Annotated in this window: 13 protein-coding genes; 4 read left to right on the top strand and 9 right to left on the bottom strand. The window is 69.2% G+C overall.

Annotation, left to right across the window (positions count from 1 at the left end):
* Positions 1-8 precede the first annotated feature (8 nt).
* Positions 9-1,628, bottom strand: a complete 1,620-nt coding sequence (locus BLA15945_RS20695) for an FMN-binding glutamate synthase family protein (RefSeq protein ID WP_059236094.1) — start codon at positions 1,626-1,628, stop codon at positions 9-11.
* 189 nt (positions 1,629-1,817) lie between these two features.
* Complete coding sequence (locus BLA15945_RS20690) at positions 1,818-2,588, bottom strand: NAD(P)H-dependent oxidoreductase (RefSeq protein WP_174993259.1); 771 nt, start codon at positions 2,586-2,588, stop codon at positions 1,818-1,820.
* A gap of 74 nt (positions 2,589-2,662) precedes the next feature.
* Here BLA15945_RS20690 and BLA15945_RS20685 point away from each other — a divergent pair, with 74 nt between their 5' ends.
* Positions 2,663-3,037, top strand: coding sequence for a winged helix-turn-helix transcriptional regulator (locus BLA15945_RS20685; RefSeq protein ID WP_059236090.1), 375 nt, complete (start codon positions 2,663-2,665; stop codon positions 3,035-3,037).
* Positions 3,038-3,072: 35 nt separating this feature from the next.
* Here the strand turns inward: BLA15945_RS20685 and mnmA are convergent, their stop codons facing one another.
* The 3 genes from mnmA to BLA15945_RS20670 all read right to left on the bottom strand — a co-directional run bounded on the left by mnmA (position 3,073) and on the right by BLA15945_RS20670 (position 5,908).
* Positions 3,073-4,236, bottom strand: a complete 1,164-nt coding sequence (gene mnmA, locus BLA15945_RS20680) for a tRNA 2-thiouridine(34) synthase MnmA (protein ID WP_059236089.1) — start codon at positions 4,234-4,236, stop codon at positions 3,073-3,075.
* A complete protein-coding gene (locus tag BLA15945_RS20675) occupies positions 4,233-4,742 on the bottom strand; it encodes an NUDIX hydrolase (protein WP_059236087.1) in 510 nt (169 codons plus the stop codon). The genes mnmA and BLA15945_RS20675 overlap by 4 nt, the downstream gene beginning before the upstream one ends.
* 245 nt (positions 4,743-4,987) lie before the next feature.
* Positions 4,988-5,908 carry a LysR family transcriptional regulator gene (locus BLA15945_RS20670; protein ID WP_059236085.1) on the bottom strand — a complete coding sequence of 307 codons (921 nt, stop codon included), beginning with the start codon at positions 5,906-5,908 and terminating at the stop codon, positions 4,988-4,990.
* Between the two features lie 80 nt (positions 5,909-5,988).
* Here BLA15945_RS20670 and BLA15945_RS20665 point away from each other — a divergent pair, with 80 nt between their 5' ends.
* Positions 5,989-6,912: a carbon-nitrogen hydrolase family protein gene (locus BLA15945_RS20665; protein WP_059236082.1), complete on the top strand. Its 924-nt coding sequence runs from the start codon at positions 5,989-5,991 to the stop codon at positions 6,910-6,912.
* An 81-nt stretch (positions 6,913-6,993) separates the two neighbouring features.
* On the opposite strand, the gene BLA15945_RS20660 is transcribed toward BLA15945_RS20665, so the two are convergent.
* Together BLA15945_RS20660 and BLA15945_RS20655 are read right to left on the bottom strand one after the other, a co-directional pair.
* Positions 6,994-7,680 (bottom strand): helix-turn-helix transcriptional regulator, encoded by a 687-nt coding sequence (locus BLA15945_RS20660; protein ID WP_059236080.1) that lies wholly within the window; start codon positions 7,678-7,680, stop codon positions 6,994-6,996.
* A 73-nt stretch (positions 7,681-7,753) separates the two neighbouring features.
* Complete coding sequence (locus BLA15945_RS20655; protein ID WP_059236078.1) at positions 7,754-8,158, bottom strand: VOC family protein; 405 nt, start codon at positions 8,156-8,158, stop codon at positions 7,754-7,756.
* Between the two features lie 168 nt (positions 8,159-8,326).
* Between BLA15945_RS20655 and BLA15945_RS20650 the strand changes: the two genes are divergently transcribed.
* Entirely contained in the window at positions 8,327-8,659 is a 333-nt protein-coding gene (locus BLA15945_RS20650) for an ArsR/SmtB family transcription factor (protein WP_059236076.1), read from the top strand.
* Complete coding sequence (locus BLA15945_RS20645) at positions 8,652-9,116, top strand: SRPBCC family protein (RefSeq protein ID WP_174993258.1); 465 nt, start codon at positions 8,652-8,654, stop codon at positions 9,114-9,116. The genes BLA15945_RS20650 and BLA15945_RS20645 overlap by 8 nt, the downstream gene beginning before the upstream one ends.
* 73 nt (positions 9,117-9,189) lie before the next feature.
* Here BLA15945_RS20645 and BLA15945_RS20640 read toward each other — a convergent pair whose 3' ends face one another.
* Both BLA15945_RS20640 and BLA15945_RS20635 read right to left on the bottom strand, forming a co-directional pair.
* Positions 9,190-10,491 (bottom strand): THUMP domain-containing class I SAM-dependent RNA methyltransferase, encoded by a 1,302-nt coding sequence (locus BLA15945_RS20640; RefSeq protein WP_059236074.1) that lies wholly within the window; start codon positions 10,489-10,491, stop codon positions 9,190-9,192.
* Between the two features lie 156 nt (positions 10,492-10,647).
* A complete protein-coding gene (locus tag BLA15945_RS20635) occupies positions 10,648-12,771 on the bottom strand; it encodes a site-specific recombinase (protein WP_059236073.1) in 2,124 nt (707 codons plus the stop codon).
* Positions 12,772-13,338: the final 567 nt, after the last annotated feature.

Below are 13,338 nucleotides of genomic sequence, written 5' to 3'. Positions count from 1 at the left end.
GCAGCGCGTCACTCGATCGACGCGTACACGGCTTCGCCAAGCGTGAACGAATCGCTGCGCGCGATCGGCCACCACTTGTCGTACAGCGTGAAGCCGCAGGTCTGGCCGTCGAGCAGCGCACCGGGCTTCAGGTACTTCAGCAACTGCGACATCAGCCGCACCTCGTGCGGCGCGACCCGCTGCACGATGTGATGCGCGCGCAGCTCGGACGGATGCCCGAGGCCGGCGGCCTGCACGAGTTCCTGCAGCGCATGCAGCGTATTGCGGTGGAAGTTGAACACGCGCTCGGCCTTGTCGGGCACGACGAGTGCGCGCTGGCGCACCGGGTCCTGCGTCGCGACGCCGGTCGGGCAGCGGTCGGTGTGGCAGTGCTGCGCCTGGATGCAGCCGACCGCGAACATGAAGCCGCGCGCCGAGTTCACCCAGTCCGCGCCGATCGCGAGCGTGCGCGCGATGTCGAACGCGGTGATGATCTTGCCGCTCGCGCCGATCTTCACGCGATCGCGCACGCCGATCCCGACGAGCGTGTTGTGCACGAGCAGCAGCCCTTCCTGCAGCGGCACGCCGACGTGGTCGGTGAATTCGAGCGGCGCCGCGCCCGTACCGCCTTCCGCGCCGTCGACGACGATGAAGTCGGGCACGATGCCGGTCTCGATCATCGCCTTCGCAATGCCGAAGAATTCCCACGGATGGCCGATGCACAGCTTGAAGCCGGTCGGCTTGCCGCCGGACAGCGTGCGCAGCCGCTCGACGAATTCGAGCAGCCCGCGCGGCGTCGAGAATTCCGAGTGCGTCGCGGGCGAGATGCAGTCCTTGCCCATCGGCACGCCGCGCGTTTCGGCGATTTCCGGCGTGATCTTCGCGGCCGGCAGTACGCCGCCGTGGCCGGGCTTCGCGCCCTGCGACAGCTTCACCTCGATCATCTTGACCTGCGGATCGGCAGCCTGCTTCGCGAACTTGTCGGGGTTGAACGTGCCGTCGTCGTTGCGGCAACCGAAGTAGCCGGACGCGATTTCCCAGATGATGTCGCCGCCGTTCTCGCGGTGGTACTTCGACAGCGAGCCTTCGCCGGTATCGTGCGCGAACCCGCCTTTCTTCGCGCCGAGGTTCAGCGAGCGGATCGCGTTCGCGGACAGCGAGCCGAAGCTCATCGCCGAGATGTTGAAGATCGAAATGTCGTACGGTTGCGCGCGATTCGCGCCGACGCGGATGCGGAAATCGTGGTTCGGCAGTTTCGTCGGCGCGAGCGAGTGGCTGATCCATTCGTGCGCGACGGCTTTCACGTTCAGCTCGGTGCCGTACGGCCGGTTGTCGGCGACGTTCTTCGCGCGCTGGTAGACGAGGCTGCGCTGCGCACGCGAGAACGGCTTCTCGTCGGTGTCGTCCTCGACGAAGTACTGACGGATTTCAGGTCGGATGAATTCGAACAGGAAGCGGAAGTGGCCCCAGAGCGGGTAATTGCGCAGGATCGCGTGACGGTCCTGTTTCAGGTCGTACACGCCGAGCGCGACGAGGGCGACGGGGATGATGATCCACAGCCAGGAAAGCATATGGGCCGACGCGAGCGCGGCCGCCGCGACGAGCAGCAGGACGGCACACCACATCGCCAGGTAGCGTCGGGAAAACATGGGGACTCCATCGTCATTATTCGGATGATGGCCGCTGCGCGAGACGCGCGGCGGCCGGCAGGCCGGCACGGGCGGCGTCGCGCCGGGCCGGCGGGCGTGGTGCCGGTGCCGTACCCGGCCGCTGCCGGCGCCCGCGATGGTCGAGAGTCTACTACGGGTCCCGTGAAGCCAGCGTTGCCGAGCGATCGCTCAGCAGTCGGCGCCGGCGTGGCGGATGAACGGGCCGTAGGCGGGCGCGTCGGGCTTCAGCTTGCCGCCGGCTTCGAAATCCCTGTCGCGGTTGAACGGTACCGACGGCCACGCATCCCACTCGACCAGCCGCGCGCAGTAGTCCGCAAGCTGCCGCGCGAGGCGCGCGTCGCGTTGCTGCGCGCCGTCGCCGGCCAGATCGCCGCGAACGTCGTGGATCAGGTGCGGCTCAAGCACGTCGAAGCCGATATAGCGTAGCGCGTACATGATCGGCCATAGCAGCAGGCGGGTATCGCCCTCCCGGCCGTCGGGCGCGCATGCGGCAGCCGACGAGCCGGTCGTGACGCTCAGCAGCGCGCGGCGGCCGTGCAGCACGCCGCGGTCATGGCGCCGGCTGCTGCTGTACAGGCCCCCGTAGACGAACACGCGGTCCATCCAGCCTTTCAGGATCGCGGGCGCGCCGAACCACCAGAGCGGGAACTGCAGGATCAGCGCGTCGGCCTGCCGCAGCAGGCCGACGTGACGCTCGACCTCCGGTGCGAGCGTGCCGCGCTCCCAGTGATGGCGCTGTTCGCGTTGCGCATCGAAGCGCGACGCATCGAGCCGGTCCGCGTAGTGGCGCGGCGCCTCGCCCGGATCGAACGCGTCGGCGTACAGGTCCGCGATCGTCGCGATGTGGCCTGCCGCGCGGCACGTCTTTGCCGCCGCGCAGGCGAGGGCGGCGTTGAACGAGCGCGGTTCGGGATGGGCGACGACGATCAGCACCTGCATGACGGGCTCCGTGAGTGTGAGACGATGATGGCGCGCAGCGGCGGGGCGGCGCAATCACGTACCCGGAGGTAACCATGGCATTTCCCGGCAACGTCTATGCGGCGGATTGCTCGGCGCGCGACGCGCTGGCCCTGATCGCCGGCAAATGGACGCTGCTGATCCTGCCGGCGCTGGCCGAGCGGCCGTTGCGCAACGGCGAGCTGCTGCGGCGCATCGGCGGGATTTCGCAGAAGGTGCTCACGCAAACGCTGCGCGAGCTGGTGCGCAACGGGCTGATCGAGCGTGTCGAGATCGACGCCCGGCGCGTGCATGTCGAATACCGGCTGACACCGGTGGCAGGATCGCTGGTGCAGACGCTGGTGGCGCTCGACCGGTGGGCGGAGCGGCATTTCCCCGCGCTCGACGCGGCACGCGAGCGCTACGATGCGGCGTTGCAAAGCATGCGCTGAACGAGGGGCGGCGGCGCTCGCGCGCCGCCGGTGTGTCAGCGTGCGTCGGCGAGTGCCGGCGCGTGGCCTTCCGCGGGCGTGGCCTGACCGGGCTGGCCGGTTGTCGCGAGTTCGATGATGCCGCCGCCGAGACAGATCTCGCCGTCGTACAGCACGGCCGACTGGCCGGGCGTGACGGCCCACTGCGCGTCGTCGAATGCGAGCGAGAAGCGGGCTTCGCCTTCCGGGCCGGCGGGCGCGGCGCCGAATGCGCATGCCGCATCGGCCTGCCGGTATCGCGTCTTCGCGCCGCATGCGAAGCCGTCGGCCGGCGGCTCGCCGGCGACCCAGCTGACGTTGCCGGCGACGAGCTGGCGCGACAGCAGCCACGGATGATCGTGGCCCTGCACGACGTACAGCGTGTTCGACGCGATGTCCTTCGCGGCGACGAACCATGGTTCGCCGCTGCCGCTCTTGCTGCCGCCGAGGCCGATGCCCTTGCGCTGGCCGAACGTGTAGAACGCGAGGCCGATGTGTTCGCCGACCACCTTGCCGTCGGGCGTCTTCATCGGGCCGGGCTTCGTCGGCAGGTAGCGGTTCAGGAAATCGCGGAACGGCCGTTCGCCGATGAAGCAGATGCCGGTCGAATCCTTCTTCTTCGCGTTCGGCAGCCCGATCTGCGCGGCGATCTCGCGCACCTTCGTCTTCGGGATCTCGCCGAGCGGGAACATCGTCTTCGACAGTTGCGCCTGGTTCAGCCGGTGCAGGAAGTACGACTGGTCTTTCGTATGATCGAACGCCTTCAGCAGTTCGAAACGCCCGTCGCGTTCGCGCACGCGCGCATAGTGGCCGGTCGCGATCATTTCCGCGTCGAGCGACATCGCGTGGTCGAGGAACGCCTTGAACTTGATCTCGGCGTTGCACAGCACGTCCGGGTTCGGCGTGCGGCCGGCCGAGTATTCGCGCAGGAACTCGGCGAACACGCGGTCCTTGTATTCCGCGGCGAAGTTGACGGCTTCCACGTCGATGCCGATCAGGTCGGCCACCGACACGACGTCGATCCAGTCCTGGCGCGTCGAGCAGTACTCTCCGTCGTCATCGTCTTCCCAGTTCTTCATGAACAGGCCGACCACGTCGTAGCCCTGTTCCTTCAGCAGCCATGCCGTCACCGACGAATCGACGCCGCCCGACATGCCCACCACCACACGGCGCTTGCTCATTTGTTGACCGCCTGACGTTCGAATGCCTCGGGGCGCGGCGCGACCGAATGCGTATGCACGAAATCGAGCGGAATGCGCCGCCCGGCGAGATAGTCGTCGACGCAGCGCATCACCGCGGGCGAGCGATGGCGCTCGCTGCACGCGCGCAGTTCGTCGGCCGTCATCCACAGCGTGCGGACGATGCCTTCGTCGAGCACATGGCCCGCGACCGGTTCGCCGGCCCTGCCGCAGAACGTGAAGCGCAGGTAGGTCGCGCCGGCGGTGCCGGGGCGGTCGTAGTGCGCGAGATAGACGCCGACGAGCGCGTCGGGCGTGAACGGGTGCGCGGTTTCCTCGAGCGTTTCGCGGATCACGGCGTCGGCCAGCGTTTCGCCGGCCTCGAGATGACCGGCCGGCTGGTTGATGCGCAGGCCCGTCGAGGTTTCTTCCTCGATCACGAGAAAGCGGCCGGCGTGCTCGACGAGCGCGGCGACCGTCACATGCGGGGTCCAGATTTCGGGTTTCATGGTTCGGCATTTTACCGGTTGCGCCCGAACGCTGCCGGCCCTCTCGTTAGACGAATCCGACCCCGTAAGCGCTGCATCCTGCCGATGTGCTGCGGCACGGGTCCGGTTCGCGCCGCGTTCATGCACGATCGATCGTGCGGAACACGGCGGCACGGCCGTCGTCCCGGGTGAAAAGCGGCGTCCATGCGGTTGTGCGGATTCGGCACACGCCGGCGGCGCGGCAGGCAGCGCTGACGCGCCGTCGTTCATGGCGCGACGAGGCGCGTGACGCACGCGGCGATCGTGTCGCGCACGCGCACGATTGCCGGATCGCGCTGCGTACTCGTGCGCCAGCCGATTTCGACCGGATAGCGCGGCAGGTCGACCGGGCACGCGAGCGCGCGCAGCGGCGTCGATTGCGCGATCGTGCGCGCTGCGTGCGCGGGAATCGTTGCGATCGCGTCGGAGCCGGCGAGCAGGTACGGCAGCGCGGCGAAATGCGTGGTCGACGCGGCGACGCGCCGCTTGTGGCCGAGCGCGGCCAGCGCCTCGTCGACGATCCCGATCACGCCGCCCGACGACACGAGCAGGTGGTCGCGCCGCAGGAAGTCGGCGAGCGTCAACGTGCGCGGCCGCTGAGCGCGGGCGCCCGGGTCGATCAGGCACGCATAGCCGCCCGTCGCGACCGCGCGCCGGCTGAGCCCGTTCGCCGAGAACCCGCCCGACGCGATCGCGAGATCGACACCGTGCCGCAGCAGCGCATCGCCGGCGATGCCGCTGTGGGTCTGCCGGAAGATCAGCCGGATGCCCGCGGCTTCGCGCGCGACCGCATCGATCAGCGCGCGACCGAGCGCGATCTCGAAGTCGTCGGACAGCCCGACCGAGATCGTGCGGCCAACGCGCTCGCCGCTGTCGGCCGCGATCGCGAGGCTTTCGCGGCAGCGGTCGAGCGCGTCGGACAGGATCGGCTTCAGTTCGTCCGCGCGCGGCGTCGGCGCGAGCCCGCGGCCGGTGCGCACGAACAGCGGATCGGCGTAGATCACGCGCAGCCGCGCGAGTGCCGCGCTGACGGCCGACTGCGTGAGGCCGAGCCGCAGCGCCGCCCGGCTCGCGCCGCCTTCCTCGTACAGCGCCTCGAACACCTTCAGCAGGTTCAGGTCGAGGCCGGCGATATCATCCACATTCATGACAGATATCTTTCTATCGATTTGATCGATGACATCTTATCGATAAAGATGGCGGCATCCCATTCACCGGAGTCGCCACCATGTCCACGTCAGTCATCGCCGCCTTGCAGATCGGCGCGTCGCCCGCCGGCACGCGCGCTACGCTCGACACGATCCTCGGCTACGAAACCGCGATTCGCGACAGCGGCGCGTCGCTCGTCGTGCTGCCCGAGGCCGTGCTCGGCGGCTATCCGAAAGGCGAAATCTTCGGCACGCGGCTCGGCTACCGGCTGCCCGAAGGCCGCGACGCGTATGCGCGCTATGCCGCGCAGGCGATCGACGTGCCGGGGCCCGAGACCGACGAGCTGGCCGCGCTGTCGCAGCGTACGGGAGCGAGCCTCGTGGTCGGCGTGATCGAGCGCGGCGGCAGCACGCTGTACTGCACGGCGCTGTTCTTCGATCCGCGCGACGGGCTCGTCGCGAAGCACCGCAAGCTGATGCCGACCGGCACCGAGCGGCTGATCTGGGGGCAGGGCGACGGCTCGACGCTGCCCGTCGTCGAAACGGCAGCCGGCCGCGCGGGCGCCGCGATCTGCTGGGAGAACCACATGCCGCTGCTGCGCTGCGCGATGTACGCGAAAGGCGTGCAGATCTGGTGTGCGCCGACTGTCGACGAGCGCGACCTGTGGCAGAGCTCGATGCGCCACATCGCGCATGAAGGGCGTTGCTTCGTCGTGAGCGCGTGCCAGGTGCAGCCGTCGCCGCGTGCGCTCGGCATCGACGTGCCGGGCTGGGATCCCGAGCGGCCGCTGATCCGCGGCGGCAGCGTGATCGTCGGGCCGCTCGGCGACCTGCTGACGGAGCCGCTGATCGGCGAGGCCGGGCTCGTGACCGCGCGCATCGATACCGACGAGCTGGTGCGGGCGCGCTACGATTTCGACGTCGTCGGCCACTACGCGCGGGCGGACGTGTTTTCGCTGCACGTCGACGAGCGGCCGAAGCGGCCGGTGGTGTTCGGCGGATAACGCGGGAATGGCCGGGCGCCGAACGGCGGTCGGGCAACGAATGACGGCGGCGCGCGGCTTCGCGCCCGCCGCCGCAGAGCGTCAGCGCATCGGCGCTTCCGCGATCCGCATGTAGTCGGCGATCCGCCGTCCTTCCATGTCCGGAAACTGCTCGTGCACGGTGATGTCACCCATTCGCGCGATGTCGAAGGTGCGGAAATCGCCGCGCAGCTCGCACCACGCGCCGATCGTCCAGCGCCCGCCCCAGTAGACGAGACCGAGCGGCCATACGCGGCGTTGCGAATGCGCGCCGAGCCGGTCGCGATAGTCGAAGCTCACGATGTGGCGCGTGTCGATGGCCTGGTGGATCGCGTCGACCTTTGCGCAGAACGTCTCGTCGATGTGGAACGACGGCGCGAACACCGGCAGGCGGTCGAGCGCCGTGCGCTTGTCGGCCGGCATTGCCGACGCGATCTTCGCGAGCGCCGAGCGCGCGCCACTCGCGAAGCGCGCGCCGCCCCAGGTCTCGAGCATGCGCGCGCCGGTGGCGAGCGCCGAGAGCTCCTCGGCCGTGAACGTGAGCGGCGGCAAGCTCGCGTTGCGGTTCAGCCGGTAACCGATGCCGGCCTCGCCTTCGATCGGCACCCCTGACAGTTGCAGGTCGCGCACGTCGCGATAGACCGTGCGCGGTGACACCGACAGCCAGTCGGCCAGCTGCTGCGCGGTCGTGAGACGACGCCCGCGCAGCAGCTCGGCGATCTGGAACAGGCGGTCGGCACGGCGGGTCATGACAGCACCTCGATTCCTTCCGTTACGGGGACTTCGCGATGATAGCGCCGCGCCCGCCCGCTGACCGGTGCGCTCAGTGGCATTTCGGCGCGTGCAGACCGACGCGGTTGCCTTCGGTGTCGATCAGGTAGCCGACGTAGCCGTAGTTGTTCGGCAGCTCGACGACCGTGCCCTGCACGACGCCGCCCGCGCGCTTCGCACGTTCGAGCGCCGCGACGACCGATTCGCCTGCGTTCAGGTAGACGAGCACGCCGTTCGCGCTCGGCTTCATCTGCTGCGGATCGAACACGATGCTGCCGCCCGTGCTCGACGCCTCGCGATCGAACGTGGCCATCGGCACGCCGCCGAAGATTTCGCGCCGCAACGTGGTCTGCAGCACGGTTTCGTAAAAGCGGATCGCCCGTTCGAAATCGAGGGACGGAATGTCGAACCAGGCGATTGCGCGTTCCAGGGTTGCGGTGGCAGTTGCGGTCGTCATGACGAGCTCCTTGTTGCGTTGTTATTCGGGTTCGGTGCGGAAACCAGCCTGCATTGCGCCGGGATTGCAGTGTGAGCGCGGGCTGCTGACACCGTATTGTCAGTAGAGTTGTCACCCTTGACATGCAACCATTTGGTTGCATAATGAAGCCATTGACCCGGGAGTGGCATGGATCTCGTTTTCAGGGCGCTGGCCGATGCCACGCGCCGTCAGTTGCTGGACCTGCTGCACGCAAAGAGCGGCCAGACGCTGTCCGAGCTGTGCGACGGGCTCGCGATGAGCCGGCAGGCCGTGAGCAAGCATCTCGCGCTGCTCGAGGCCGCGAATCTCGTCGCGACGACGTGGCGCGGCAGGGAGAAGCTGCATTACCTGAATCCGGTGCCGATCCACGACATCGCGGAACGCTGGATCGGCAAGTTCGAGCGTCAGCGCCTCCAGGCGCTGGCGGATCTCAAGCGCGGGCTCGAAGCGGCCGGCGAAACAGGAGACGACGATGGGTAATCCCGCCTTTGTGTACGTGACCTTCATCGCAGCGACGCCCGAGCGCGTGTTCGATGCGTTGACCAACGCCGAGCTGACGAAAGACTACTGGGTGCGGCATCGCAATGCGTCACCCGACTGGCGGCCGGGCTCGCGCTGGGAACATCAGGACTACGACGATCCGTCGCGGGTCGACATCGTCGGCGAAGTGGTGGAGAACGATCCGCCGCACCGGCTGGTGGTCACGTGGCGCACGCCGTCGGGGGAGGGCGAGGAATCGCGCGTGACCTACCTCGTCGAGCCGCATGAAGGTGTCGTGAAGCTGACCGTCACGCACGACGGGCTCCTGGCCGGTTCGGAGATGGATCGCGGCATTCGCGGCGGCTGGCCGGTCGTGCTGTCGAGCCTGAAGACGCTGCTCGAGACGGGGCACGCGCTGCCGTTCACGATGGGGCGCTGGTCGAAATCGAAGCACTGACCGGCTGCGAAATGGCACAGGGGCCGCGATAGCGGCCCCTGAGACGTCGTCGCTTGTGGAAGCGGACGGATGCTTATGCGTCGCCTTCCGGCGCGGCCGGGCGTGCCTTCACGCTGCCGGCGATCAGGTCGAAGCGGAACAGCCGGCATTCGAGCGCGCCGTTGAACAGCGGCGTCTTGGCCGATTCGCGCAGGCGCAGCAGGCCCGGCAGCGAACGGTCGGACGTCAGCAGGAACGCCTGCCAGCCCGTGAAGCGCTGCTTCAGCGCATCGCCGAGCACGTTGAAGAACTCGCTGTCCGGCGCGTCGGTGTGCGTGCGGCGGAACGCGTCGTCGTTGCCGCGGTTGCGGCCGGTTTCGCGCACTTCGCCGCGCGCGCTGCGGCCGCGCACTTCGATCCGCTCCCCGTACGGCGGGTTCGCGAGGATGATGCCCGGCGCGTCGCACGGCGGCGTCATCCCGCGTGCGTCGACCTGCTTGAGCCACACCGACGGCACGCCCGCGCGCTCGAGGTTCGCGCGGGCCTTCTCGAGCATGTCGCCGGAAATGTCGCTGCCGTACACGCCGAGCGCGTCGTTGCGCTTGGCGCGCGCCGCGCGCTTCGCGTCCAGCGCCGGGACCTTCAGCCCCTGCCACGCGGTGATGTCGTACTGCTTGAGCTTTTCGAAGCCGAACCGGCGTTCGCAGCCGGGCGCCACGCCGAGTGCGATCTGCGCGGCTTCCGCGAGGAACGTGCCGCTGCCGCACATCGGGTCGTACAGCGCGGTGCCGGGCGTCCAGCCCGTCAGGCGCAGGATGCCGGCCGCGAGGTTCTCGCGCAGCGGCGCCGCGCCCTTGTCGAGACGCCAGCCGCGCTTGAACAGCGGCTCGCCCGACGTATCGAGGTACAGCGTGCACTCGTTGGCGGTCAGGAACGCGAACACGCGCACATCCGGCGCACCGGTGTCGATGCTCGGGCGCGCGCCGGTCTTGTCGCGCATCCGGTCGCAGATCGCGTCCTTCACGCGCAACGTCGCGAATTCGAGGCTCTTCAGCGGCGACTTGATCGCGGTGATGTCGACGCGCAGCGTCTGCGTGGCCGCGAACCAGCGCTCCCACGGCTGCTCGAGCGCGAGCGCGTAGACGTCCTGCTCGTTGCGGTACGCGCGGTGCGCGATCTTCAGCAGGATCCGGCTCGCGATCCGCGAATGGAGGTTCGCGGCCATGCCGGCGGCCCAGCCGCCGCTGAAATGGACGCCGCCCGGCACCTGCGCGCCCGCGGTGAACGGCGCGCCGTTCAGGTGGCGGCCGGCGATTTCGGCCAGCTCGGCGGCAAGCGCCGCTTCGAGGCCGCGCGGGCAGGGGGCGAAGAATTCGAACAGGGTGGGCGAGGACATAAGGCGGGTGAGGACGTGCAAAAGTCCACCATTGTACGCGGCGCGGGCGGCCGGGGCCGGCGTTTCGGTGTGGCAGCGCCCGCAGGGCGGCTGCTTTCGCGTGCCGGGAGGCAGGCGCGGCGACACCCGGCCGGGCGCCGCCGCACTGCCGCGGGCTCAGTGCGAGCCCGTCTGACCGGCGCGTTCGGCCTGGCCGCCGGCCGGCCAGAACAGCGCGAGCGGATTCGACAGCACCGTGCGGACGATCGCGGCGACGAGCGCGCGCACCTTGGTGCGGCGCAGGCTGCGCGAGCGCACGGCCATCGTGAACGCGAGCGCGAAGCTCACCAGCACGTTGAGGATCGCCATGCTGAGCACGCCGGCGCCGGCCCACCACAGTTCGGGCGTCGTGAGCGCATCCTTGCCCAGCACGCCGAGCGCGATCCCGATCGAGCCGGCCGACAGCGTCACGTGGCGCACCTCGAACGGGAACATGAATACGGTGACGATCGCCGGCACGAGGCCGAGCATCAGGCCGAGGCCGACGTTCGCGACCACGCCGGCGACGTTCGAGCGGCAGAAGTGCGCGAGCTTCGCGGCGCCGGCCGCGCCGAGCGTGAGGCGCAGCCGGCGGTTGTACGCGAGCGCGTCGCCGACCCGGTGCAGCACGAACCAGTTGTCGGCCCAGCCCGCGAGCAGGCTCGACGCCCACAGCAGCACGCCCGTCAGCGCAGCGTAGAGCGGCGTCGGCCCGAGCAGCGAGAACGAGTGGAGTGTCGCGTGCGCCTTGTCGGGCGAGATCAGATTCGCGTGCAGCACGTTGCCCGCGAACAGCTGCACGAGCAGGCACACGGGCAGCACGACGAGCACGTTGCCGGAAATCGCGGCAGCCTGGGTGCGGATCAGCGCGATCACCGACGACACGAACGCCTTCACGCCTTCCTCGTGGCCGGTGTCGTCGAGCTCGCGCGCAAGCGTCGGCGCGGTCATCGCGGGCTGCTTGGTCGCGAGCGTGAAGTGCAGGAAGTGCATCAGCATGAAGCTGGCCGCGTAGTTGACGCCGGCGAGCAGCCCTTCGAGCATCGACTGCAGGTGCGCGCCCGTGATCGCGAACTTCACGCACACGGTCGCGACGGTGACGAGGCCGCCGCCCGCGGCCATCCGCAGCATCTTCAGGTACTCGGCGCGGCCGCGCGAGATGTAGTGCTCGCCGGTGTCCGCGTTGGTCTCGACGAGCTTGCGCGCGAACAGCGAGAAGTTGCTGCGCACGAGGTGCGTGACGCTCTGGCTGTTCTGGTTCGCGTCGACGAGTTCGGCCGTCAGGTGCGCCATCCCGCGCAGGTCGTCGCGCGCCATCCACGCGTTCAGCAGTGTTTCCGCACGCAGGATGCGCATGCGCATCCGCTCGACCTGGAACACGATGTCGACCGACACGCCGTTGCGGTACAGGTGCGAAAACACGTCGTCGACGGCGATCCGGCATTCGTCGAGCAGCACGCGCAGATAGTTCACCTCGTGCAGCAGCTTGCTCGGGTCGCCGCCGTCCTCGACGGCCGCGTGCGCGGTCTCGACCGCGAGCATCGCGCGCGTGAGCCGGTAGAACGGCTGCGATTCGAGCGGCTTGCGCGCGTCGTCGTCGGACAGCCGGCTGCGTACCGTCTGCGACAGGCCGGTCGAGCTGATCTGGCAGGTCAGGTTATGCAGTGCGGCCAGCAGGTCGCGCGAGAACGAGCCGGGTTCGTGGCGCTCTTCCTCGGTGACGTCGAACGAAATCAGCTCGGCGAGGCGCGCGAGCAGGTCGTCGGGCAGCGCGTCGATCCACTTCGCGTCTTCCGGCGCCGGGAACATCAGCGTGAACAGCGCCGACAGCTCGCGGCGGTTCGGCGCGGGCGGGATCAGCGACGAGTCGATCCGCTCGAACAGCGCGCCGAAGAAGCCCGAGTGCACGGGCATGCCGGCGTCGCACAGCAGCGAGATGCCGTCGCACTCGCGCAGGATGCCGCGCAGGATGCGCGCGGCATGCGCTTTCCAGGCGGGGTTGCGGTCGAGCACGTGGAACAGGTAGCGCAGCCGCGCATGAGCCGGATACGCGCGCGTGTCGACGTCGCGATCGGCCGGGGTGTCCTGCGCGGCCTGCATCGTGCCGTTGCGGTGCAGCCAGTGCGCGAGCTCGATCAGCCATTCGCTGCGCTCGGCATACGACGCATCGGCGTCGGCATGCGCGAGCAGCGCATCGAGCTGGTGACCGGCATTGCGCGACGCGCGCCACTTCTTGATCAGGGTCGTCAGGGAACGAAACATAAACGGAATAGCGAAAGCCCTGGACGGGCGGGTTCGGGAAGCCTGCCGGGGAAACGGCACGGCGCCGGGGAGAACGGATGAGACGAGGCGGTTGCCGGACGATGCGCGGCGACCCGCGATGCGGCTGCCCCACTGCGGTGCACGCGGTGTGCGTGCGGGCGCAGGGCGTCACGGCGGTCGGACCGAACGCGGCCCGGCGTCGCCGGCCGGCGCGTACGACGAACGGCGCGAGCCGGAAAGTGCGTAGGATCGTCAATCGGGCCGGAAAACGCAAGCCGACCGTGTGGCGTGGCGCCGGTTCCGGCCGACTTTGACAAACAATGCAAAGTCGCCGTCCGGCCGATGAAGATGAGGCGCGGTGCAGGTCGTGGCGGCGCGATGCCGCCTGTCACGGCCGGCGATCGCTCTCGGATACGCCACGCAGGCGAGCGCCGCTTCGAGCGCTCGCCTGCGCGCTGCCCGCTTACGCGCCGGACTTGCCCGTCGCGCCGGCGTCGCCGCCGGACGCCGGGTTGGCCGGGCACGGCACGACCGGCGCGGGCGTGGCCGCCGTCTTGCTGCCGGCCG

The sequence above is a fragment of the Burkholderia arboris genome (genome assembly GCF_902499125.1).
GTDB classification, from domain to species: domain Bacteria; phylum Pseudomonadota; class Gammaproteobacteria; order Burkholderiales; family Burkholderiaceae; genus Burkholderia; species Burkholderia arboris.
Note: the sequence above shows the minus strand (reverse complement) of the source record. Positions and strands in the feature narration are given on the sequence as shown.